Annotated in this window: 20 protein-coding genes and 1 tRNA gene; 10 read left to right on the top strand and 11 right to left on the bottom strand. The window is 27.7% G+C overall.

Annotation, left to right across the window (positions count from 1 at the left end; translation table 11 throughout):
- The first annotated feature begins 165 nt into the window (after positions 1 to 165).
- Positions 166 to 250: transfer RNA gene (locus T324_RS0104355), tRNA-Leu, on the top strand.
- Between the two features lie 67 nt (positions 251 to 317).
- Entirely contained in the window at positions 318 to 518 is a 201-nt protein-coding gene (locus T324_RS0104350) for a hypothetical protein (protein ID WP_028329131.1), read from the top strand.
- A 190-nt stretch (positions 519 to 708) separates the two neighbouring features.
- Here the strand turns inward: T324_RS0104350 and T324_RS0104345 are convergent, their stop codons facing one another.
- Positions 709 to 1,209, bottom strand: coding sequence for a hypothetical protein (locus T324_RS0104345; RefSeq protein WP_028329130.1), 501 nt, complete (start codon positions 1,207 to 1,209; stop codon positions 709 to 711).
- 398 nt (positions 1,210 to 1,607) lie between these two features.
- Here T324_RS0104345 and T324_RS0104340 point away from each other — a divergent pair, with 398 nt between their 5' ends.
- A complete protein-coding gene (locus T324_RS0104340) occupies positions 1,608 to 1,904 on the top strand; it encodes a DUF6506 family protein (RefSeq protein ID WP_028329129.1) in 297 nt (98 codons plus the stop codon).
- Between the two features lie 429 nt (positions 1,905 to 2,333).
- Here T324_RS0104340 and T324_RS0104335 read toward each other — a convergent pair whose 3' ends face one another.
- Entirely contained in the window at positions 2,334 to 3,191 is an 858-nt protein-coding gene (locus T324_RS0104335; RefSeq protein ID WP_028329128.1) for a flagellin N-terminal helical domain-containing protein, read from the bottom strand.
- 1,120 nt (positions 3,192 to 4,311) lie between these two features.
- On the opposite strand from T324_RS0104335, the gene T324_RS0104330 reads away from it, so the two are divergent.
- From T324_RS0104330 to T324_RS0104320, 3 genes are all read left to right on the top strand, one after another.
- Complete coding sequence (locus T324_RS0104330; protein ID WP_028329127.1) at positions 4,312 to 4,692, top strand: PepSY-like domain-containing protein; 381 nt, start codon at positions 4,312 to 4,314, stop codon at positions 4,690 to 4,692.
- A gap of 232 nt (positions 4,693 to 4,924) precedes the next feature.
- Positions 4,925 to 5,773: a hypothetical protein gene (locus T324_RS0104325; RefSeq protein ID WP_028329126.1), complete on the top strand. Its 849-nt coding sequence runs from the start codon at positions 4,925 to 4,927 to the stop codon at positions 5,771 to 5,773.
- Positions 5,774 to 5,863: 90 nt separating this feature from the next.
- Positions 5,864 to 7,111, top strand: a complete 1,248-nt coding sequence (locus T324_RS0104320) for a M14 family metallopeptidase (protein WP_028329125.1) — start codon at positions 5,864 to 5,866, stop codon at positions 7,109 to 7,111.
- 234 nt (positions 7,112 to 7,345) lie between these two features.
- Here the strand turns inward: T324_RS0104320 and T324_RS0104315 are convergent, their stop codons facing one another.
- The 4 genes from T324_RS0104315 to T324_RS0104300 all read right to left on the bottom strand — a co-directional run bounded on the left by T324_RS0104315 (position 7,346) and on the right by T324_RS0104300 (position 14,173).
- Complete coding sequence (locus T324_RS0104315) at positions 7,346 to 7,801, bottom strand: hypothetical protein (protein WP_028329124.1); 456 nt, start codon at positions 7,799 to 7,801, stop codon at positions 7,346 to 7,348.
- Positions 7,802 to 8,341: 540 nt separating this feature from the next.
- On the bottom strand, positions 8,342 to 11,479 hold the full coding sequence (locus T324_RS0104310) for an efflux RND transporter permease subunit (protein WP_028329123.1): 3,138 nt from the start codon (positions 11,477 to 11,479) through the stop codon (positions 8,342 to 8,344).
- Between the two features lie 48 nt (positions 11,480 to 11,527).
- A complete protein-coding gene (locus T324_RS0104305; RefSeq protein WP_028329122.1) occupies positions 11,528 to 12,787 on the bottom strand; it encodes an efflux RND transporter periplasmic adaptor subunit in 1,260 nt (419 codons plus the stop codon).
- Positions 12,788 to 12,799: 12 nt separating this feature from the next.
- On the bottom strand, positions 12,800 to 14,173 hold the full coding sequence (locus T324_RS0104300; protein ID WP_028329121.1) for a TolC family protein: 1,374 nt from the start codon (positions 14,171 to 14,173) through the stop codon (positions 12,800 to 12,802).
- A gap of 462 nt (positions 14,174 to 14,635) precedes the next feature.
- Between T324_RS0104300 and T324_RS0104295 the strand changes: the two genes are divergently transcribed.
- From T324_RS0104295 to T324_RS18735, 3 genes are all read left to right on the top strand, one after another.
- Positions 14,636 to 16,207, top strand: coding sequence for an aryl-sulfate sulfotransferase (locus tag T324_RS0104295; RefSeq protein WP_028329120.1), 1,572 nt, complete (start codon positions 14,636 to 14,638; stop codon positions 16,205 to 16,207).
- Positions 16,208 to 16,242: 35 nt separating this feature from the next.
- Positions 16,243 to 18,279 (top strand): DUF262 domain-containing protein, encoded by a 2,037-nt coding sequence (locus T324_RS0104290; protein ID WP_028329119.1) that lies wholly within the window; start codon positions 16,243 to 16,245, stop codon positions 18,277 to 18,279.
- A gap of 150 nt (positions 18,280 to 18,429) precedes the next feature.
- On the top strand, positions 18,430 to 18,564 hold the full coding sequence (locus T324_RS18735; RefSeq protein WP_281171796.1) for a hypothetical protein: 135 nt from the start codon (positions 18,430 to 18,432) through the stop codon (positions 18,562 to 18,564).
- Positions 18,565 to 18,568: 4 nt separating this feature from the next.
- Here the strand turns inward: T324_RS18735 and T324_RS0104285 are convergent, their stop codons facing one another.
- The 3 genes from T324_RS0104285 to T324_RS0104275 are packed head-to-tail and all read right to left on the bottom strand — an operon-like array spanning position 18,569 to position 20,397.
- Complete coding sequence (locus tag T324_RS0104285) at positions 18,569 to 19,714, bottom strand: hypothetical protein (RefSeq protein WP_028329118.1); 1,146 nt, start codon at positions 19,712 to 19,714, stop codon at positions 18,569 to 18,571.
- 24 nt (positions 19,715 to 19,738) lie between these two features.
- Positions 19,739 to 20,014 (bottom strand): hypothetical protein, encoded by a 276-nt coding sequence (locus T324_RS0104280; protein WP_028329117.1) that lies wholly within the window; start codon positions 20,012 to 20,014, stop codon positions 19,739 to 19,741.
- 26 nt (positions 20,015 to 20,040) lie between these two features.
- A complete protein-coding gene (locus T324_RS0104275) occupies positions 20,041 to 20,397 on the bottom strand; it encodes a hypothetical protein (RefSeq protein ID WP_028329116.1) in 357 nt (118 codons plus the stop codon).
- 201 nt (positions 20,398 to 20,598) lie between these two features.
- Here T324_RS0104275 and T324_RS0104270 point away from each other — a divergent pair, with 201 nt between their 5' ends.
- Entirely contained in the window at positions 20,599 to 20,928 is a 330-nt protein-coding gene (locus T324_RS0104270) for a hypothetical protein (RefSeq protein WP_028329115.1), read from the top strand.
- 60 nt (positions 20,929 to 20,988) lie between these two features.
- Here the strand turns inward: T324_RS0104270 and T324_RS0104265 are convergent, their stop codons facing one another.
- Both T324_RS0104265 and T324_RS0104260 read right to left on the bottom strand, forming a co-directional pair.
- Complete coding sequence (locus T324_RS0104265) at positions 20,989 to 21,930, bottom strand: sugar ABC transporter substrate-binding protein (RefSeq protein WP_028329114.1); 942 nt, start codon at positions 21,928 to 21,930, stop codon at positions 20,989 to 20,991.
- Positions 21,931 to 21,958: 28 nt separating this feature from the next.
- Complete coding sequence (locus T324_RS0104260; RefSeq protein WP_028329113.1) at positions 21,959 to 22,945, bottom strand: ABC transporter permease; 987 nt, start codon at positions 22,943 to 22,945, stop codon at positions 21,959 to 21,961.
- Between the last annotated feature and the right edge of the window lie 18 nt (positions 22,946 to 22,963).

Here is a 22,963-nt window from a genome sequence, read left to right as displayed (position 1 = left end):
AAGTAAACTTACAATACGCTCACAATTTTTATTAAGCAATATATAAAAATTAACTCCCAAAAATAGCCTTGTCAATAAATTGTAGTTTAGAAATTTTTTAGTAAATTTGTATTTTTAAAACTTGATTTTTTTTATTAATTATGCTAATATACTAGGCAACTACCAGCTCGGGTGATGGAATTGGTAGACATAGCAGATTTAAAATCTGCTGGTCCTTGTGACCGTGCCGGTTCGATTCCGGCCCCGAGCAAAAAACAATAATGGAGAATATAAGGTTTGTGGCTGTTTAAGCTATGAACTTTTTTTATACAGTAAATATGGTAAATAATCACGATAAACTTTCAAAACAAAATATAATTATCTTAATTATAGGGCTTGCAGTATTTGCTTTAAGTTTCTTATTTATAGCAATGGTAGGTCAGCATCCTGAAGGTTTTATGGGATTTTTAGCTCCTTTTACTATGCTTATAGGAATAATAGTTATAGTTACTGGTTTTCTTTATAAATCTAATTCTTAATAAAAAATATATCTTTCTATAACATACTTAAAATGTCATTTTGACGCATGATTAATTCATTAATATTTATTGAATTTTATATCTTGGTTTCATTATGAATGCAGTAAAGAGTAAGTATTTTTAAATTTAATAAAAACAATATATAACATAGATATCATTTTTTAATATAAAATTATATAATGACTATATCTTATTCATCTAGTTTCTTTATATTGCATTTTAATACTTCAGCAAATATTTTACTTGTTTTATTATTTATCTTATATCTATAAATATCATCTTCTGCAACATATTCTAAATAAACATTACCTTTACTAAAAAATTCTATTAATTTATCCGAATTATCATCATCAATATTTGACAAACTTATAAAAACTAAAGTATCCGCAACATGCATCAAATCAATATTAGGAATAACAAAAATATCTTCTTCTTTATTGTTGAAGCGAACCTCTTTTAATCCATATAATTCTTTATCTTGCTTAATTATAGTTTGCACAACAAATAAATCATCCTCCACTTTTAAAGTGTGAAAAGACAATGTATTAACCTTATTTTTATTAAAAACATAAGTATCTAGTTTCTTATCATAATTAAAATGTTTTTTTAAAAAATTCTCATCAGCATAAAAAGTAATAGAATAAGCAATAGAAGAAATAGTGAAAATTAAAATAAATACTATATTTTTCATAAATACAAAATCCTTCAATAATTATAGTTTATATATAAATAAAATACAATTATAAAAAACTAATTACATACCCCGCCCTATAAATTTACGGCATTTAATAAAAACTCAAAACATATTATCCTCAGCAAATAACTTAAAAAATGCATACCCACCCTAATTCTCTTTTATATATAAAATCAAATTTAACGCACGGTTAATACGCTTATTTTTATTGTTTAATTATATTATTATTGAATTTTATTTCTTAATTTTATATATCGTGCGGTAAAGGGCGGGTAACTTATTAATATATTAAAATTTCAAAACATTATACGCAAAAATATCATTTTTGGCAGAAAATATAGAGGGCGGGCAGTTTATAATCCGAAAATTTTATCATTATTTTTTAGGAGTATAACATGAAGTTTGCATATTTAATAATGGGAAAAACATTTGATTCCAAGAATGATATATCTTCCATACATAACGGAGTTTCTCAAATAATAGGAGTATCAGATATAGATGATGCTATTAAAACAGCAAAGAAATTAAAAGAAGAAGGAATAGACTGTATAGAACTTTGCGGAGCTTTTGGAGAAGAAGGAGCTAGAAAAATAATAGAAGCTACAGAAAACAAAATAGCTGTAGGTTTTGTTATACATTTAAAAGAGCAGGATGAATTATATGCCAAACTTTTTGGAAATAAAACAAACTAAGAAATAAAACTTTGTTTTCAGCCCTCCCTTTATTTTTTATCATTTAAATTCTAATAAATTAGATCCATTATATTTTTAAACTTTAATTAGAATTTTCTGCCCCACCCTAGCTTTTTTAAATTTTTAATCTGCACATACGCACGCAGAACAAAATAAAAAAATATAAACTCAATTATTAATTTAACTAAAATAAAATATCAAAATGATACACCGTGCGTTAAATTGGTTCTAAATTTAATCATCATTTGGGCGGGAATGCTTTTTTATTTCAGAATTAAAAAATATTTAAGACTTATAAAATGAAATAAAAGTAATGAGGAATAAAGGGCGGGTTTGTAATTAAAAATTTAAAATAAAAAATAGCCAGCCCCATAATTTTATTAATGAGGCCAGCTATTTTTAAATTAGCTTGCTATAAAACGTACTTAATTATTGAATCAAACGTAAAGCGCCTTGGTTCATAGTATTAGCTTGAGCCAACATAGCCAAATTAGCCTGACTTAAGATTTGGTCTTTAGCGAATTTAACAGAAGTCTCAGCCATATCAGTGTCTCTTATTCTGCTTTCAGAAGCTGCTGTGTTCTCATAAGCGATCATCAAACCTTGAGCAGTAAGTTCCAATCTGTTCTGATAAGCACCAAGATTAGATCTTTGTTTAGAAACTTTCATTAAAGCTTCATCAACTAAACCTATAGCAGTATTAGCTTTGTCTATAGAAGAGATAGACACACCAGTACCTTCAGGAGTTTGAATACCTAAAGCAGCAGCAGTCATAGTTCCTATATAAACTCTTCTTCTCTCATCCATGTTTGCACCAATATGAAACCACATAGAAGCAACAGGAGCTCCACCTTCATTAGGGTTAGAATATCTACCAGTTAACATGTTAAGAGTATTGAATTGAGCATGGCTAGCAATACGATTAACTTCATCTACTAATTGAGAAACTTCAACTTGGATAAGCATTCTGTCAGCATCAGTATAGATACCGTTAGCAGATTGTACAGCTAATTCACGTATTCTTTGTAAAATGTCTTGGCTCTCTTGAAGATATCCTTCAGTAGTTTGAATGAAAGATATACCGTCTTGAGTGTTTCTTTCAGCCTGACGTAAACCGCGGATTTGTGTTCTCATTTTTTCAGATACTGCAAGTCCAGAAGCATCGTCTCCAGCTCTATTGATTCTTAATCCAGAAGATAAAGCAGACATATCTTTAGAAAGGTCTACATTTCTGAATTTTAAAGTACGTTGTGCATTTATAGCACTAATATTGTTATTGATGATCATCGTCATCCTCCATGATATTTATTCAAAAAGGCATCCGTGCCTAATTGGCAAAAAATATTAAAGAGAATTTAAGGTATTCCGACAATCCTTAGTGACTATATAAAGTTGCCAAAAATACCATTAAATCCTACAAAATGTATTTACGCCAATAAATACATTTATTATATGGTATCAACTATGCAAACAGGGAGTTCGAGACCGTCAAATACTTGAACTCTCATTTTGCTATACAATAATTTTCGACCTAATCGGAATAAAGTTTAAGTTAGTTTAGTATTTTTTTCTCTTTTTTTCTCAAAAAATCTAAGAATAAACGATATACACTACATTTTTTACATAAAATATGAAAAAATCTTGGAAATACTATTATTTCTATACAAAAGCCATTGAATTTATTATGAAAATTATAAAAAAATAATATCTATTATATTAAATTTCTTATTTTTGAAGCATTATATTTCTTAATCTTTAATGATTTTAGTAATTTTTTTTAAAAAATTATATAAATATAACCTAAAATCTATTATTACAGCCATTTCATATGCCCGCCCTCTAGACTTACAATTTAAATATGCAATTTATATTTTATTTTTTAATTAGTCAAATTAGATTTCTTTACACCCACCCTAATCGTATTTAAATTATAATACGTATAGCGCACGCAGAACGAAATTTAAAATATAGAGTCCATTATTAATTTAACTAAAACAAAATATAAAAATCTATTTACCGTGCGTTAATATAGATTAAAAATTTAAATAACACTTGGGCGGGTGTGCTTTTTATACTATAGCTATAAAGAAAATTAAAATAGGAATTTATTAAAATAATTAAAAAATATAAAGGGCGGGGTATGTAAATAAAATTTTTTAATTTATTTCTAATTTTCATATTAAAAACTGTATTTACAGCTAATTTCATAATATTTGTAAATATATTTTACATTAATTATCAATATACAATCTTCTATATGTTTTATATGTATTACAATACTATATTTCACTATAAGTTTTGTAAATTTATTGTAAATTATTTGTAAATAAATATTGCTTAATTTTTACAATCTGCTATAATTATAATTGTAAAAAGATTTTACATACTACTAATAAGGAGATACACTATGACTAACAACTTAAAACTTTTTATAAAAATTACACCTAGCCAATTACCAGAAAATATTAGAAGATTTATAGCTTCTAATTACAGCAAAGCTAAAATAGTTTATATAGACAAAATAAAAGATGAATATGAAATAAAATTAAATAACGGTATTTATATAAACTTCGATAAAAACGGAGCTTGGAACTATATAAGCAGCGATGACAAATTATCTGAAAATATACTTCCAAAAAATATAGCTGACAAGGTTAAAAAAATTATGAAAAAATACAACAATGCTCATGTATTTGAAATTAATAAAAGAATAGAATTCTATAAAATAAGATTAACTAACTCTTTGGAATTATCAATAAGACATAACGGACAGGTTTTATTGGCATAACTTTAGTAATTGTATCCCTTATTGAATATTAGGCTTGAATCTTTAATTAGATTCGGGCCTTTTTTAATATAAATTATAAAGAATATTTGAAATTAAATATTTAATGTTTATTTTTTTTATAAAGTTATTAGTATTGTAAAAAAAGATTATTTAATAATTATTATTAGTAAATAAATAATATTGATTAATATTTTGATGTATGCTAACATATTATTCAATAAGGATAAACGGTATGATAAAAAAAATAATTTGTATTAATATAATTATATTATTTGCATTAAGCTGCAGTAAGGAATCTAATAATGTAACTTCTCCTCTTAAATCATCTGAAAGCGGTTACACAATTAAAGGATTAGACAGCAAATATAATGCCTCATGGAAATTCTTTAATGCCGACAAAACAGGAAATATACCAGTTGATGTTACTATCAATAATGGAATGATAAAAGGTTTAATTGTTTCAAACAAATCAGAAAAAGTTAATTTTGATAAAGAGAGCATTTACAGCAGCAAAATTAAAAAAGAAAATTTATATTATGGTAGGTATTACGGATATATTATAAGCGATGATAATTGGGTTGGAGAGATTCAATTTCCTATCTATGAAGATGAAACTGTAGGATATGTTTATATAAAAAATAAAAATTCTTCAGATATGATAGTAGGAATGCTTGATAAATCCCCTGCTCCTAAAGAAAGAATAAATAAAGGATATACGGGAAAAAGAAGCTGTATATATAATGGAATTAAAAGAACGGTTGATGTACAGGAAAATTTTGTTTCATATTACGAAAACGATGAACTTAAAGTAACAATACCAGCATCATTTTTTGATTTATCAAAAGGAGACGGATTCTACGGATATACTGTAATGCTTGGACTCTTATACTACGGCGTTTCTATAAATGCCTATAACAGTAAAAATGCAAGCATACTGCCTAGTATATATTTTGAATATATTGATGATAATTATCGCCTTGATATAAAGTTAAAAAATGATGGTTCTCCTGCCTCAGCAAAATATATAAAAAACGTGAATACAATATCTCATGGAAATATACTTTATTCAAAAGAACAATAAAAATTCAAATGCTTTAAATAAAACTTTTATTTAAAGCATTTTCTATAATATACGATAATAAAAACAGTATCTTTATTTTATGGTTTTTATATGAAGCTTAGTATATACATCTTTTTTGTATTATTTTTTATAATAGATAGCATTGCATTCGCTAATAGTTTCAGAGTTATATCAAGACAGGGAGAAGCTTCTGTAATTGTTAATGAAGAATATGCAGATTCTGATTTGAACAAGAGTTTTCCTGATGATTATTTTTCTATATCTACAAAAGAAGAATCCTATATTGTTATAGATAATGGGGAAAAATCTATTATCTTAATGCCTAGCTCTAAACTTACTTATGAAAATGAACAATTTACTTTACATTCAGGATATATGTACATAAAAAGCAAACATAATGATGATGTTCAAATGACAATAAATAAAGACGATAAAGTATTTAAATTTAAAGGAAAGTCTTTTGCTGTTATTTCATATGATAATGAAGTTTCTGTTATAACCTGCGATAATGCTGTAAAAATTACCCCTGAAATTGAATTAGGAATGAGCTACTATTTAGAACCGCATCATAAAACTTCAATAATACCTACAATGAACGGACCTTACAGAACTACAGCAAATGAAAAAAGTTTAATAGAAAGCGTATCAAGACAGTTAGAAGGAGAAGTTGCAACTCATCTAAATGAAGATATAGACAGATACAGCTTTAAAATTATGGAAGGCACTAAAAATGAAACCACAATATACAGAATAGTTCATCCGCAAAAAGGTCCTAATATATTTTTAATAGTGCCTCATGGAAATGAGAGAGTAGGAACCGATGTGGCTATGGAAAGACTTAATATGCCTATAAAAAAAGGAAGTTTAACTGTTGTTCCTATTGCTGTACCTGAAGCATACAGACTAAACACAAGAGCAATAGAAGGTCAAGATATCAATAATAGATTTTTCGATAAGAAAATTAATAGAACTGATACTGATAAATTGGCAAAAGAATATATGGATATGCTTGATGAATATGATATTGATGTTGTTTTAACTCTTCATGAAGGAAACGGATTTAAAGAATTCTTTGGAGATTCTATTATATATGACAGCAGAAAACTTGATGATAAGGTTGTAAAAGTATTAAATAATATCAACTCAAGAATAGAGCCTATGAAATTTAAATTTAGACAAATGTATTATCCTATGCCTACAACAATAACATTTTATGCTGCTAAAAAAAATATAGAAGCCTTTGGTATAGAACTTACAAGAAACCTAGATTATGATAAAAAAAGAATTATAATGCATACTATATTAAATGAATTCTTAAAAATATACGGCTTAGAATAAAATAGTTATTTTAATTAATATAATAATATATTAATTTTGTTGTGCTTTCAGTATATAAATCTAATTCTAGAATGTACGCTATATTTCTATCGATATAAAAACATAATAAAATAATTAGATGCGGTATTTTATATTATTTAAAAACTTATAGGTGAAAGAAATTTATAAATATTTCATTCACCTATTAAGATATAAACATATTATAAATTAATGTTGGTAAGTATATAAGTTTCTTTATTTTACTACTTTTACAATTTGATCAGATTCAAAATGATAGTTTTCATTATTTCCTTGTATAGTATACACCACTTTAGCTTTATCTCCTGTAACTGTCATCTCAAATGTATGTCTATAACCATCATGATATTGTTCTGCTGTGTATACATTGTTCTTTACCTTAACATTCTCAAACATAAAATATTTTTTTGATCTAAAGACATCTATAGAATTATCATCATATATTTCTATTCTTATACTTTCTCCTTCAGGAAATGTTTCACCATTAATTCTATATACGCCTTCACCTTTATATACTAATTCAGGATAATACTCATCAACTTCCAAAGTATTCTTTTTAGTATCTGAAACTGTATTAGATGTATTATTATAATCTGTTGTAGGATTTGATGGGCTGCTGCATGATATAGCAACAATCAAAATTCCTAATATTAAAAATAGTTTAGTTTTCATTTTTTATCCTTAATTTTCTTTATTCTTATTAATCATTTTATATGTTTTAAATATAAGATTTTTATATGAAAAATCAAATTTTATTATAAAAAATAAATTTTTTTGATTTATTTATTAAAATTTTAACTATAACGCACGGTAAACAAAATTTTGAATATAAAAAAATTTGAATCAAAAATAAATATATATTTTAACTTAGTATTATGTGCGGTTAATAAAATACACAAATTAAAAAATATTTGGGTGGGCAGCTAAAATAACAGAATAAAATAAAAAAGAAAAATAACATAAAAATGAAAAATAAAACAAAAAATATAAAGGGTGGGATAAATGTAATTTAAGTTAAAAAAAATTAATTACATACCCCGCCCTTATAAATTTAATACCTTTACAGAAATAGCATTCTAATTAATTTTACTGTTTAATTAAAAAAGCATACCCGCCCAAGTTTTTATTAGGCTTAAAATTTTAATTAACATTAGTAAATAAAAAAGGCTCAAGTTTATAAAAACTCAAGCCTTTTAATTATTTTCTATATTTTTATTTACCAGGTGTGCTTAAAGCATCATCAATACCAGCTGTTTCTCTACTTTCAATATCTTTAGCCTCATAATCTTTAAGAGGTATTCTGTTTCTAATAGCAGCATAAACAGTAGGAACTATAACAAGAGTAAACATAGTAGAAACTGTAAGCCCACCAAGAACCGCTAATGATAAAGGCTGATACATCTCATTACCCTCGCCGCCTGACAATGCCATAGGAAGAAGACCAAGTATTGTTGTAAGAGAAGTCATAAGAACTGGTCTTAAACGTCTAGGACCTGCTATTAAAGCAGCAGCATCCCCATTAATTTTCTTCTCATGCATAAGCTGATTCATATAGTCAATAAGTACAATACCATTATTTACTACAATACCAATAAGAACTATAACCCCAATACCGCTGTATACACTTAAAGTTTGTCCGGATATTAATAATAATACAAGAGAACCTGCAAATCCGAAAGGTATTGCTAAAGCTATAACGAAAGGTGCAATATAAGATTCAAACTGACTTGCCATAATAGCATAAACTAATACTAAAGCCAAAAATAATGCCTGTATAAGCTGTCCGAATGCCTCCTGCATGTCCTCATAATCTCCTGAATAAACTATAGTAAATCCGGAAGGTACAAATACTTTCTCATTGATAGCAGCCTGAATATCTATCATTATTTGGTTCATAGGTCTTCCATATCCGGAAGCTGTAATAGAAGTTATTCTGCTGTCATTCTTTCTATTAATCTCGCTAGGAGCAAAAGTTTTATCCACATTGGCAACAGAAGAAACAGGAACCATTCCAGCACTTGTAGGTATAAGCATTCTCTTAACATCATCTATATTGATTCTGTCTCTTTCATTAAGTCTTACTATAACGTCAATATCTGTAACATCTGAATTCTCAGGAGTCATTCTAGTAGCAGTAGTTCCACCGAAACTAGTTTTAATAGAATTTGCAACCGTATTTATATTAAGCCCCATTTTAGAAGCTAAATCTCTGTTAATTGTAACATTAAGCTCAGGGCTTGCATCACTCTTTTTCAAACGTACGTCCCTAAGTCCTGGAACATCCTGCAAAGCAGCTATTACACTATTAGCAAGTTCTCTAGCTCTTGTTAAATCTTCTCCAACTATATCTATATCTATACCGCTGGAATCGCTATTTCCGCTTCCTTTCATACTAGTAACACTGTCAACGTTGATTGTAGCAGGATAGCTTGATAATTTTTTTCTTACAAGCTCTACATATTCTTCTGTTTCCATAGTTCTGCCTTGAGATTTATCTATTAACTGAGCTCTGATTTCTCCTCTGTTGGCATCTGAACCAGATCTTGCTCTAGTCTGAACCCTGCTTAAATCCTTGCCTACAACCTCTTCTACATCTTTTCTCATTCTATCAACAAATGATGAAGTTTGTTCCTTTCTGGTACCAACAGGCATTGTAATTTGAGCTCTAAATTGGCCTTCATCAGATTCTGGAAAACCTTCTTTACCTATAAATATAATACCAATGACAATTACTGAAGCAACTAAACATATAACAGGTATTAGAACTCTAGTTTTATGACCTATAGAATATGTTAATACCTTTTCATATATAAAATTAACTTTAGAGTGAAAATGCTTATCAAAGAAATTTTCAAATTTTACTAAATGCTTAGATTTTTTTGTAGTTACAAGTCTTGCACCCAACATAGGAACTATAGTTAAAGCAACAGCCAAAGAAGCTATCATAGAAACAGTAACAGTTATACATAAGTCTCTAAACATCTGACCTGTTTGACCTTCAACAAAAAGGAAAGGCAAAAATACTGCTATTGTTGTAAGTGTAGAAGCTGATATTGCAAGGGCAACGGTAGAAGTACCGTCTATAGCAGATGAATATTTACCATAACCATTATTCCTATAGAAGAATATATTTTCAAGTACAACAATGGAGTTATCAACCATCATACCAATACCAAGTACAAGTCCTGAAAGCGATATAATATTTAAAGTAGTTCCGAAGAAATACATTAATGTAAATGTAACAATTATAGACATAGGAATTGATACAGCAATAATTAATACTGTTCTTACATTCCATAAATAAAGCATTAATATTATAACAGCGAATAAACCTCCCTGCCAAGCAGTATCAAGAACCCCTTTTATAGCTTTATTAACATTGTCAGCACTGTTGAATAATACCTCATATTTAATTCCTTCCGGAAGATTAAGAGTATCAAGTCTCTTCTTTATACCATCAGAAACCGCAACAGTATTTGCTCCGGATTCTTTATTTATAGAAACAGTAACAGCCGGAGTACCATTAACTTTAATAACATCTCCATCTTCATCATATCCTTCATAAATAGTAGCCAATTCTCTAAGTCTTATAGGCGTACTGTTAGTTTTTAATGCCACAACAACATTACCTATATCATTAACATTTTTAAACTCTCCAGTAGTTCTCAAAGTATATTTATAAACTCCCTCATAAGTTTCACCGCCGGATATATTTTGATTCTCTAATGCCAAAGTATTTACAATAGAATTAATATCAAGTCCGTAAGCCTGAAGTCTGTTCATATCAACATCAACTTTTACCTGAGTTTTTAGCCCCCCCCTAATCTCAGCCATTGCTACACCGCCTACCTGTTCTATACTTGTTAATACTTGGTTATCTACTAAATTGTATAATGCAGATAAGTTTTCTGTACCATAGAAAGATACTTCCATAATAGGTATATTATCAGTAGAAAATTTATAAACGGCAGGGCTTTCTGCATCATCCGGTAAAGATTTTCTTATTCTATCTATTGCTTCCCTAATATCAGCTGTAGCAGAAGCTAAATCACTTCCCCAGTTAAATTCTACAAAAACTCTTGAATCTTCCTCCTCAGAAGATGAACTTACTTCTTTAATATTATTAACAGAAGATACTGCTCCCTCAATAATCTTTGAAACAGATTTTTCAACTTCTTCAGGACCAGCATTATCATAAGTTGTTCTAATACTAATAAAAGGAAGTTCCATATCAGGCAAAAAATCTACCGGCAGCCTAGATAAACTTACAGCACCAAGTATAACTACAGCAACTATACCCATAAATACGGCAACCGGTCTTTTTACTATTAATTCAATAAAACTTCTCATAAAAAATCGCTCCTTAAATAAAAAAACAATTACATCAAATTATATAAATCAACCCCCAATAGAATAAATACCATCTCCGGAACCATTTTGAGTATTATTATTTTCTTTTGAAGTAGAAGGTCTTGTAGTTGTATTATTCGTATTTCTAACCGTTGCAGCAGGCTTAGTAGTATTTGTATTTCTAACTGTTGTTGCAGGTTTAGTAGTATTCGTATTTATTACTGTTGTTGCGGGCTTACTAGTAGCAGTTGATGGTCTAGTAGGTTTTGTATTTGTATTATTTACTCCTGAATTTGTATCATTGGATGTATTTGTTTGAGCAGATGCCAATGTTGTAGGAGGTGTTATATATTCTAATATTGTAGGGTCATTTTCTATTCTATTAACTAATGAACCATTTTTTAAGAATTCACGTCCGAACATAACTACTTCTTCTCCCTCTTCAAGTCCGCCGCTTAAAGCTACTTTATCTTTAGAAGTAAATAATATGTTAACTTCTCTTGTATATGCTCTATACTGCATATTTGTACTTTCAGTTACTTTGCCTTCTGCTGGAGGATTATTTGAATTATCTTCTTTAACTACATATATATAATTCTTACCTACATCATCACTGAAAACAGAACTGTTTGGTATAACGAATACATTATCGGCAGAATTAAGCAATATTGACACATCCGAAAACATACCAGGTAAAAGAAGCCTATCTTTATTATCTATCAAAGCCTTAACCATTAAAGTACGTGTAGAAGGATTAACTGCATAATCTCTTTTTGTAATAGTAGCTTCTATTTCTTTATTAGGAGATGAAGGAACTCTTATAAATACTTTTTGTCCTAATTCTATACCAGCAATAGAGCGTTCCGGAACTTGTATTTCCACTTCTAATTGGCTTATATCAGCAACATTTGCTATAGGAGTAGAAGCGGCTATTGAAGCACCTACCGCCATATATGTAGTTGTAACATAACCTGAAATAGGAGTTCTAGCTGGAGCATAAGCATAATTTGCCCCTATAACAAATCTATCAATTAATGCTATAGTATCGCCTTTATTAACAAAACTTCCTTCATATTTCAATATATTAGCTATTTTTCCAGGAACATCAGATGATATTTCAACCTCTTTTATAGCCTTAATCTCTGCAGAAAGTTCCAAATATTCATCCAAATGCTGTTTTATTGGAGCAGCAACTAATACACTTATAGGATTTTCTTTCTTCTTTAAATCTGCCTTATTTTTTCCGCATGAAACAGAAAATATTGTCAAACATAATATTAAAATAATTACTCTTTCAAATCTCATCATATATCTCCTATATTAAGCCCCTAAAAGCTTTAATACTTGTAATGTGCTTGAAAAATATTCATATATAGCCTGTAAATATGCAAGCTGTGCATTCAAATAAGTTACTTCGGCGTCATTAACTTCAAGTGTTGATAAAGTACCGCCTCTGTACTGTCTTTGAGCCATTTGTAAAGCATAAGCTGCTGTCTTTGCGTTCTCGGCCTGAGACTGTAAATTAAGTGCTTGGGATTTAGCTGTGGCAATCAAATCTCTGCTGCTTACCTCTATAGTATCTCTTAATTGTTCATAATTAACTTCCATCTGTCTTATACTAAGTTCAATTTCTTCAGCACCTTTTGCCGTAGATGAAAAAGGAAGCAATGAATCAAGAGCATAATTTAATGAAAATCCTACTCCCCAGCTGAATTCTCCTGTTCTATCTTTATAAAATTCTCTATTACTATTCATCTTTATTTTATCTACACTAGTAACTCCAACATTAGCATTTGCTGATAATGTCGGCCATAAATAACTTCTTGCAACTTTCCTATTATATTCTAGCATTTCTAAATTGCTGCTCATATTTTTCAATTCTATATTATTGTTCATTATAATAGTAAGCAAATCATCATAAGGTATATCCGGTAATGTTATATTTGTAGCATCTAATATACTTCCTATCAAATCAACATCGTCCGCAACATTTGTAATACCTATTTGACGTATAAATGTCAATTTCAAACTTTGATACTGATTGCTTAATGTTACAACCTGAGGCTTTGTAGTTTCATACTGTACTTTAGCATTCAAATATTCATACTCTGAAACCTGACCATTTCTATATTTTATATATGCTTCCCTCATTCTATTGCTGTAATTAAGCTGCTGCTGAAGATATACTCTGTAATTTTCCTGTGCTACAAAAGTATTATAGAAATTCAATTTTGTATTAAGGTCAACATTTTTCCTCTCATCATAATAAATATCTTTCTGCATCTTTAAATTAACATCTCTTGCCCTATCAGTATTCCAATTTCTAAACCCTGTAAATAGAGTTTTTGATAAAGTGGCACTTGCTGACCATGTATCAGGACTTGAATAAATACCAGTATTTACCTCATTTATTGAATATTCTTTTGATTCAGCTAAATTCAATCCTCCGCTTATACTTAAAGAAGGCATAAACAAATCAGAAAACGAAGCATCCTTCTGAACCTGTGCTATACGTACATCATATTCTGCTTGCTTTAATGTTTTGTCATTATCGAAGGCCATATTTAGAGCATCTTCTAAGGTAATGGTTATTCTATTATTAGTTGCGATTTCCTCTTCCTGCACTGTATCCTGAGAATATAAAACAAAACTAAATACTAATAAACTTAAAACTAAAGTAGCATAAAATCTCACTATCCGCTCCTAGAAAAGTTTATATTAATTTTCCTACATACGAATTTCAATTATAAACTTAGAGTTAAAAATATCAAGTTATTACATATCTAAACTTTAATTATTAGACGAATAAATATGAAAAATAGTTCCCATAAAATATTATAATATTGTAAATCTTTTTTACAATATTAATTATTGGTATTTTTATATGAAAAATATAAAAACAGACAAAGCAAATATTAAGTATACATAAATACTATACATATAATACAAATATAAGAAAAATTTGTTCATTTTATGAAAGCATGATATTATAACAATATATTCAAATCAAAGGCAATTTTTATATGATTTTTATTGCATTTAATTGTATTATTATTTAGAATAAAAAAAATCATATTTTATTAAGGTATCATCTATATTATGAAAAACAAATTATTATCTTCTTTTACATCAAAAATTAATAATATTTTAACAAACATGAAATTATTATTTATAGTTTCATCATTGGCTTTATTGTCATGCTCAAATAAAATTACTCCGCTTCCTGATGATAAAATAGGAGAACTTATATTAAATCCAAATGGACAAACTCCTTTATCACTAGTATATAAAATAGAAACTAATAATAATTATCCTGTTACCGTAATCACAGAAGGAAGACTAGGAGATGAAAATATAATACATACTTATCCTCAAAATTACGGTTCTAACTTTGCAATACATGGGCTTTATTCAGAAAATACAAATACTATACATATAATAAATGGTACTAACAGAATAACTACCAATATAATAGTAGGAAAATTATCCATTGATGAAATTTATGTACCTGCCACTAATAGAGTTATAAGAAATTTAGAACCGGAGGAAAATGTATATTTCTTTAATATTAATGATGAAAGTTCTATAAGCAATTTACAAGATAATAATGCAGAAATATATTTTGTAAGTCCTGTTATAAATAGAAGTCAAAAAGGTGTATTTTTAATGGGAGTAAGCAGAAACGGAAATTTACGCTATGTAAATTATTCAAATTTTTACCTAACAAATGAAATAGCTAAAGTAATTAATGAGGATAATGATATTGTAATTTATGATACTATGGGTGTAAGCGATTTACTTGGAAATGCCAAACTTAATGCTATAAATTTGGATATAGGTATTCACCATGATGTTATTAGAAAAAACTCTGACAGCAATTATATAATGCTTGCCAATTCGGAATGGGGAGTGGAGGATAGAATCTGCGAAGTTGATACTAATGGAAATATGATTAGGGATCTGTATGTAGGAGATTTGATAAAAAAAATAGTTAATCAAAATGGAGATGAAGAAGAAAAAGAATATTTAAAAAAATTAATATTTGATAAAGATAACAGATATTACAGTATAGGAAGAAAAAAAGATTTTCCTATGGATTGGGCACATTGTAATTCTTTAGTATATGATGAAGTTAATGATATACTTTATTTATCCGTAAGGAGTTTAGCAGTTATGGCAGTTGATTACAGCGAATGGGAACTTATATGGTATATGGCAGATGATACATTAGATACTATGGAATCATACAATCCTTACGGAAGATATTTAAAAGATATAAAATCGCTTGATCCTTATAAAGTTCTTGGAGATGGAAACATTGACGGACCTAAGAATCAGCATGCTTTATTTTTAATATCAACTAATATTATAGGCATGTTCGACAATCAAGGAGATGAAGAGAAAAATCCTAATGGCTCAAGATATATAGAATATAAAATAAGCGGTTCTCATGGAAATTGGAAAGCTGAAAAAATTTATGAATACAAAACAGATAATAAATTATATTCTCATTATGTATCGGATATAGATTTTTTAACTAATGGAAATATGCTTTTGGATTTCGGAAACAATGCTCAGATAATGGAAGTTAATAAAGATACTAGAGAAGTAGTCTATCATTTAAAATTTGGTATAAAAACTTGGGGAGTTTACAGAGTAGATAAAATGCCTTTCTATTATGAAGAGAATAGAAAATATAATGAAGATGATTCTTTTTTAGCAAATTAAAATTAAGGTATATTATGAAGTTTTAGGAGCAAATTATGAAAGCAAATGAATCTAGTTTAAATAAATTTATCACTATGAGTAATGTTCAGTTTGTTATTCCAATTTATCAGAGAAATTATGATTGGAGTATAAAAGAATGTAAAGTATTACTAAATGATATAAAAGATGCTGGTAAACTAAATAGAGAACATTTTATAGGAAGTATAGTATATGTTAATGATAATAATACAATGACAAGTGTACAAGAATTGATAATAGTAGATGGTCAGCAGAGATTAACAACTATAATCTTAATTTATTTAAGAATATATAAATTAGCTGAAGAATTGAAAGATGATAATTTAAAAAATGAAATATATGATTTATATTTAGTAAATAAACATGCAAAAATAGATGATAAGATAAAATTAAAAACAACAGAAAATAATGATAAAGCATTAAAATCTATTTTTTCAAATATGGATTTTAATGAAAAATCTAATATAATAGATAATTTTAATTTTTTTGAAAAATCTATAGACGAAAATAATTATTTAAATATTTTAAATGGACTAAAAAAATTAATATTTGTTGATATGTCTTTAGATAAAAGATATGATGATCCTCAGCGTATATTTGAAAGTTTAAACTCTACAGGATTAGCTTTATCTCAGGCAGATTTAATAAGAAATTATATCTTAATGAAGTTGAATTCTTCGGAACAAAAATATATTTATGAAAATTATTGGGAATATATAGAAAAAAATGCAAGAGATGAAACTCTTAATAAGGATATAGTATCAGATTTTATTAGAGATTTTATAACAAGTAAAGATAATAAGATTCCAAATAAAAATAGGGTTTATGAGGAATTTAAATTGAAATATTCTATAAACAATTTAGACGAAATAAAAAAATATTTAGAAGAATTAAAAGAATATTCTATTTATTATAACAAGTTAATCAACCCTAAAAATGAAAAAGATAAAGATATATCGTTAAAGTTAGATGATATAAAATCTATAGAGGTAAATGTATCATATCCATTCTTTTTAAATATATATAAAGATTATAATAACAAGATTATAGATAAAAATACATTTATAAACATTCTTAATTTAATAGAATCTTTTGTATTTAGAAGATTTATATGTGATATAAAAACAAGTCAATTAAATAAAATTTTTGCCGCATTATATAAACAAATAAAAGATGAAAAAAATTATTATAATGCATTAGAAATGTATTTATCTAAATTTAGATTTCCAAATGATAATGAAATAAAAAATAATCTTAGAGATAAAAATATATATAAAGATAAAAATCAACAAAGAAAAATGTATTTATTTCGTAAATTAGAAAAAGGAGATTCAAAAGAGATTGTAAGTTTCAATGATACAAACTATACTATAGAACACATTTTCCCACAACAGCCGACAAAGGAATGGAAGAAAGAACTATCTAAAGAAGATTATAAGTATATGGAAAATAAATTGCATACTATAGCTAATTTAACAATTTCAGCTAATAATGGAGAACTAGGAAATAAAACTTTTTCTGAGAAGAAGAATATGAATATAGATAATAAAGAACAAGGATATAAATACAGCCGTCTTTGGCTTAATGAATATTTAAAAACTATAGATGAGTGGAATATTAAAAAAATAGAAGAACGTTTTAATATTTTGAGCGAAAGATTTATAAATATATGGAAATATCCTAATATAAAAATTGACAATACGATAAATTCTGAAATAGATATATTTGAAGCAGATGATCCTACAGGTAAGAAATTAGAGTATGCAATATTTAATGGAGAGAAAATAAATATTACTGATGTATCAAAATTATTTAGCTATATATTAAAATATTATTATAATCAAAACCCTAATTTCTTTTTCACTGAAGAAATGCAAAATTTAATTCAGATAACAAAAAATAAAGATGAACTTAGATCTGAGTATCCAATAGATATAGATGATATATATTTTGCGGAAAACAATTATAGCAGTGATAGAAAATTTTATTTGATTAAATATCTGATAGAAAAATTTGATATGGAAGATGAACTTTATATTAAATATAAAGACTAATTAGAAAACGAGCCGAAGCCAGCAAATAAATTTATTTATTTGCTGATTATAGGCTGAGGCGAGTATAACAATAATAAAGATTATGATAATCCCGAAGATTCTCAAATATTATTTTCTGCCAAAAAAAGAAATTATTTAGATATAGACACTATGCATAAACTTTGCTACAACAGACAGTTTCAAGATTTTATTAATGATGTTAATGAAATATTAGAAGCTAAAGACAAATCTAAAAACCATATAATATCAAGTTTGATTAACAGCAATAGATTTAACAAACCATAATTTTTTATCTTGTGTACTTCTGACTGTTTCTAGCTTTATAACTGTTCATAAGTTTATAAACCTCATCCGGATTTAAAGGTTTTTCTACATTTATAGTTACATTCCAAATATCGCCTTTAGAAAAACCTTGTTCCTGCATTTGGGCATTACTTTGAACCTGTATCTTTCCGGATTTATTAGTTATAAGTTCTGCTCCCATTTCTCCTACTATGGCAGATCCGCCATCCGGAATAATATATCCTGCGGTACCAAATCCGAATTTAGGAGCTTGAGGCGGATTAGATTTTACACTATCTAAAGCATTGGCTGATGAAACTATACCAGAAGCTGCGGCAAGGGCAGAAGATATTGCGGTAGCTGATATTATGAGTCCTGCCGCAAAACAGGCTGGTCCTCCTTGTGCAAATGAAGCTGTTACTCCTAAAGCAGACTGAGCTATTGCAAGAGATGGAATTAAAACTGCATCTGCTATTGCTTTTGCTTTTTCCATCTCTGCCAACTTTACCTGATTATCCCACTGAGCATAAGCTTTATTATATTCCGCTTGAGCAAGCTGTTTTTCTAATAATTCCCTTTGAGCTTGTATATCCTTCTCTTTTTGTAAATCCTCTTTTTCCTTTTCCTGTTTTTTCTTTAACTCTTCCTGCTTTATGCGTATAGCTTCTGCACTCATAGCATCTTTATTATTAATTGCTAATTCTAATTCTTCATCAAGTCTTGCTAAATAATTTTCATAATCTTCATCATCTTCAGCTTTTTTATTTTCTTTTAATTCTTTTTGATAATCATCAAACTCCTGCAATTTATTTTTAGCTTCTTCTATTGCCGCATCATAAGAACTTAAATCATAATAGAAAAAACTTGAGAAACTTGCGCTCAAATCTCTATATATACTTGATATGCTTGAAAGAGAATCTTTTATTCCATTAGAAAAACTTTTTATATCAATATTTTTTATGTTGCTATTTAAAGAGGATACAGAATCTTCAATATCATCTACACTGTTTTTTGCATCCTCGCTGCCGTTAATGAAATTATCAAATAAACTTTTTGAATCATTAAAAAATGAAGAGCTTTCATAAGCTGCATTTATTCTCTTTATACCAGCCTCTATATTCTGTAATTCTTTATTAGTACTGCTTAAAATCATATAAAAAACCTCTTAGCAAAATATTTATTTAATACCATTAAATGACTTGTCTATCAAAAGTTTAAATCTAAATACAGCATAATTAAGTCCAAATCTTAAATAATCATCTTTATCATAATGACAATATACAAATCTTCCGCTTATTACCTGATACCAAGCCTCAAGTATAATTTTATTCCAAAATAAAGAAGCTGTATACAAACTTATAAGCCCGTCATTAAAATAACAAAAATCATCATATTTAACCTGCCTATTCTTAAAAGCATAATTTACAAGATTATCAATTTCTGTCTGCTCCATTAAAGAAAAAACAGGAAAGTTATTTATTACATGATTCTTCTCTCTAGCAAAAAACTTTTTATCACCTGAGCAAACTCATTAATATCTTTTGTACTCCATTCATCAAGAAGACTTACAGCAGAATTATTATTTATTTTCACATCAAGCCATTTGAAAATATCATCGTCAATAATTTTTTCTTCTTTCTCTCTAACATATTTAATATTTTCATTGAAGCTAGGACGGTTAATGCTTATAATATCATCGCTTTTAAATTTATTTCCCAAAGTAGAACGGCTGAATATTTTTACTGGAACAATACTTTCTCCATCATCTTTATAAACAATTTCTTCTATAATATATCTATTAAAGAAATCAACGCATTTAAATTCTAATTTTTTCATCTATATACTCCTTAATTTTTTTCGCTGTAAGGCTATGCCAATTTTCAATTGTCATAGGCTCAAAAAATATAAGGAGCAGATTTAAATTCTCCTCAATTTTTCACTAAAAGCCTACAACAGTTACATCGCCATAAAATATGTTCAAAAATTTTATATTCCAATTACTTTTTATATTGATATAATTAATTTGAAGTTTATAATATGATTATGAAAAGAAAGGCTATTGTACTAATTTTTATTTTTTTCTGTTTAGAATTATATTCTTTTAATAATATTTTCTTCTCATATGATATAAAAAATTATTTCTATATATTTGAAATTGGATATAATAAAAATATTTTAACTAATGAATTCACTCTAAACAATCAATCAAACATTTATTATAATCTATATTCATTATCTAAAAATACTTTCGATTTTAAATACAAACCTAATAAAATTAATTTTGAATATTCAAACAGCACATTCTTATCAAATATGATAACTATAGAAAAAGATAAATATAATTCAATTATAAAAAATAAATACTGACAATTACTAAATTAAAAAGCCCCATACTTTTGTATGAGGCTTTATAAAATATGAAAAAACTTATTGCCAACCTTCTATGCCATATTGATCAACATTGCTTTGATCTATAAGAGAAGTTTCAACACTTATATTTTTTTCGTAAGATTCACCATTTAATATTTTATAAGCAACTTCGGCAGCTTTTTTTCCTATATTAATTGGAGATTGAGCACCAGTACCTGTAACTTCACCGCTTTTAATAAATGCTTTTATTTCTGGAGAACCATCAACACCATATACTAATATGCCTGTTTTATTAGCAGCTTTCAAAGCAGCAACTACTCCTAAAGCTATAGGATCATTTCCGCCGAAAAATACTTGTACATCAGGATTAGCTTGAAGTATATTTTCTGCTATAGGCAAAGATATTTCTAATTGACCAACACCATCTTGTCTTGATACTAATTCAAATTTATTGCTTACATCCCCTAATCCAGCATAAAAACCTTCTATTCTATCAAGAACAGGTTTATTTACAGCATATTCTATAATAGCTAATTTACCACCATTAGGCATACGCTTAACTAAATCTTGACCGCATACAAATCCTGCTTGGAAATTATCTGAAACAACTACAGAATCAACTAAATCTTTATCATAAACTTCAGCATCAAAATTTACAATAGGTATTCCAGCTGCTTTAAGAGCATCCAAAGCAGGTTTAACACCTTTCCAATCAACAGGGTTCAAAAACATTAAGTCTATACCCTGAGATATCATATCTTCTATTTGTGATATCTGCTTTGCTTGGTCTAATTGAGGATCTAATACTATTAATGTATCTCCATTTTTTGCCAATTCTTCTTTAATTGAATCAGCAATAGTAATGAAAAACGGATTATTCATTGTAAAACAAGTGTATCCGAATTTTCTGCCTGTACTTTGTTCTGCACCTCTATTACATGATATAAAAATCATAAGAGAAGCAAAATAAATAGAAAAAACTAATATAATCTTTTTCATTTATTTCTCCTGTTTTTTATTATTTATTTTATCTTTTTTTCATCAAATCTATATAAACTGCTAACAATATAACAACACCTTTAACTATAAGCTGCCAAAAAGAATTTATATTAAGTAAGTTTAATCCATTATTAAGTACGCCTATTATCAAAGCACCTATAACAGTTCCTCCTATAGTACCAACTCCTCCTCTCATACTTGTACCACCTAATACACATGCAGCTATTGCATCAAGTTCAAAACCCTGTGCTGCTGTAGGCTGTCCTGAGTACATTCTTGAAGCTAATACCACACCTGAAAAACCTGATAAAAATCCGGATAAAGTATAAGCAAATATTGTAACAAAAACAATTTTTATACCTGAGAATCTTGCAGCTGTTATATTTCCTCCTATAGCATATATATGACGTCCTAATTTAGTCTTTCTCAAAATTAGAGATATGATAATAACAAATATCAAAGTATAAATAACCTGCAAAGGTATAGCACCTATATATCCTGCTCCTATAATATTAAAAGACTCATTCATAACTCTTACAGGCTGTCCGCCGGTAGATACATAAGCAATACCTCTTGCTATATTAAGCATACCTAAAGTTACTATAAAAGGAGGTATTTGAGTTTTAGCTACCACAACACCATTAAATAATCCGCATAATGTTCCTACTAAAACAGCTGTAAAAATTGCTAATGGCAAAGGCCAATTTGCAAATGCTATTAATTCCCCTGCTACAGTTCCTGACAATGCTACTATAGAACCTACGGAAAGATCTATACCATTTATTATAATTATGATAGTCATTCCCAATGCAAGATTCAAATTTGTAGTTACCTGTCTTAATATATTTATAATATTATTAGCTTTTAAAAAATTGGGAGTCAATATAACCATTAAAATACATATAAATATTAATCCCAAAAGTATACCAAAATTCGTTACAACAAATCCTACAAAAGGTCTTAAAAATCTATTTGATGATAATTTTTCAATATATAGTTTCATATTCTTTTTCATAAAATATCCTTGTAAATA

Source organism: Brachyspira alvinipulli ATCC 51933 (assembly GCF_000518245.1).
GTDB classification, from domain to species: domain Bacteria; phylum Spirochaetota; class Brachyspiria; order Brachyspirales; family Brachyspiraceae; genus Brachyspira; species Brachyspira alvinipulli.
This window is presented reverse-complemented; position numbering and strand designations above follow the sequence as displayed.

Coding starts and splice junctions, on each gene's coding strand:
- T324_RS18735 (WP_281171796.1), top strand. CDS start 18,430: ATGCATAAACTTTGCTACAACAGACAGTTTCAAGATTTTATTAATGAT.
- T324_RS0104320 (WP_028329125.1), top strand. CDS start 5,864: ATGAAGCTTAGTATATACATCTTTTTTGTATTATTTTTTATAATAGAT.
- T324_RS0104275 (WP_028329116.1), bottom strand. CDS start 20,397: ATGAAAAAATTAGAATTTAAATGCGTTGATTTCTTTAATAGATATATT.
- T324_RS0104310 (WP_028329123.1), bottom strand. CDS start 11,479: ATGAGAAGTTTTATTGAATTAATAGTAAAAAGACCGGTTGCCGTATTT.
- T324_RS0104345 (WP_028329130.1), bottom strand. CDS start 1,209: ATGAAAAATATAGTATTTATTTTAATTTTCACTATTTCTTCTATTGCT.
- T324_RS0104295 (WP_028329120.1), top strand. CDS start 14,636: ATGAAATTATTATTTATAGTTTCATCATTGGCTTTATTGTCATGCTCA.
- T324_RS0104280 (WP_028329117.1), bottom strand. CDS start 20,014: ATGGAGCAGACAGAAATTGATAATCTTGTAAATTATGCTTTTAAGAAT.
- T324_RS0104315 (WP_028329124.1), bottom strand. CDS start 7,801: ATGAAAACTAAACTATTTTTAATATTAGGAATTTTGATTGTTGCTATA.
- T324_RS0104330 (WP_028329127.1), top strand. CDS start 4,312: ATGACTAACAACTTAAAACTTTTTATAAAAATTACACCTAGCCAATTA.
- T324_RS0104340 (WP_028329129.1), top strand. CDS start 1,608: ATGAAGTTTGCATATTTAATAATGGGAAAAACATTTGATTCCAAGAAT.
- T324_RS0104270 (WP_028329115.1), top strand. CDS start 20,599: ATGATTATGAAAAGAAAGGCTATTGTACTAATTTTTATTTTTTTCTGT.
- T324_RS0104285 (WP_028329118.1), bottom strand. CDS start 19,714: ATGATTTTAAGCAGTACTAATAAAGAATTACAGAATATAGAGGCTGGT.
- T324_RS0104350 (WP_028329131.1), top strand. CDS start 318: ATGGTAAATAATCACGATAAACTTTCAAAACAAAATATAATTATCTTA.
- T324_RS0104335 (WP_028329128.1), bottom strand. CDS start 3,191: ATGATCATCAATAACAATATTAGTGCTATAAATGCACAACGTACTTTA.
- T324_RS0104325 (WP_028329126.1), top strand. CDS start 4,925: ATGATAAAAAAAATAATTTGTATTAATATAATTATATTATTTGCATTA.
- T324_RS0104290 (WP_028329119.1), top strand. CDS start 16,243: ATGAAAGCAAATGAATCTAGTTTAAATAAATTTATCACTATGAGTAAT.
- T324_RS0104305 (WP_028329122.1), bottom strand. CDS start 12,787: ATGATGAGATTTGAAAGAGTAATTATTTTAATATTATGTTTGACAATA.
- T324_RS0104265 (WP_028329114.1), bottom strand. CDS start 21,930: ATGAAAAAGATTATATTAGTTTTTTCTATTTATTTTGCTTCTCTTATG.
- T324_RS0104260 (WP_028329113.1), bottom strand. CDS start 22,945: ATGAAAAAGAATATGAAACTATATATTGAAAAATTATCATCAAATAGA.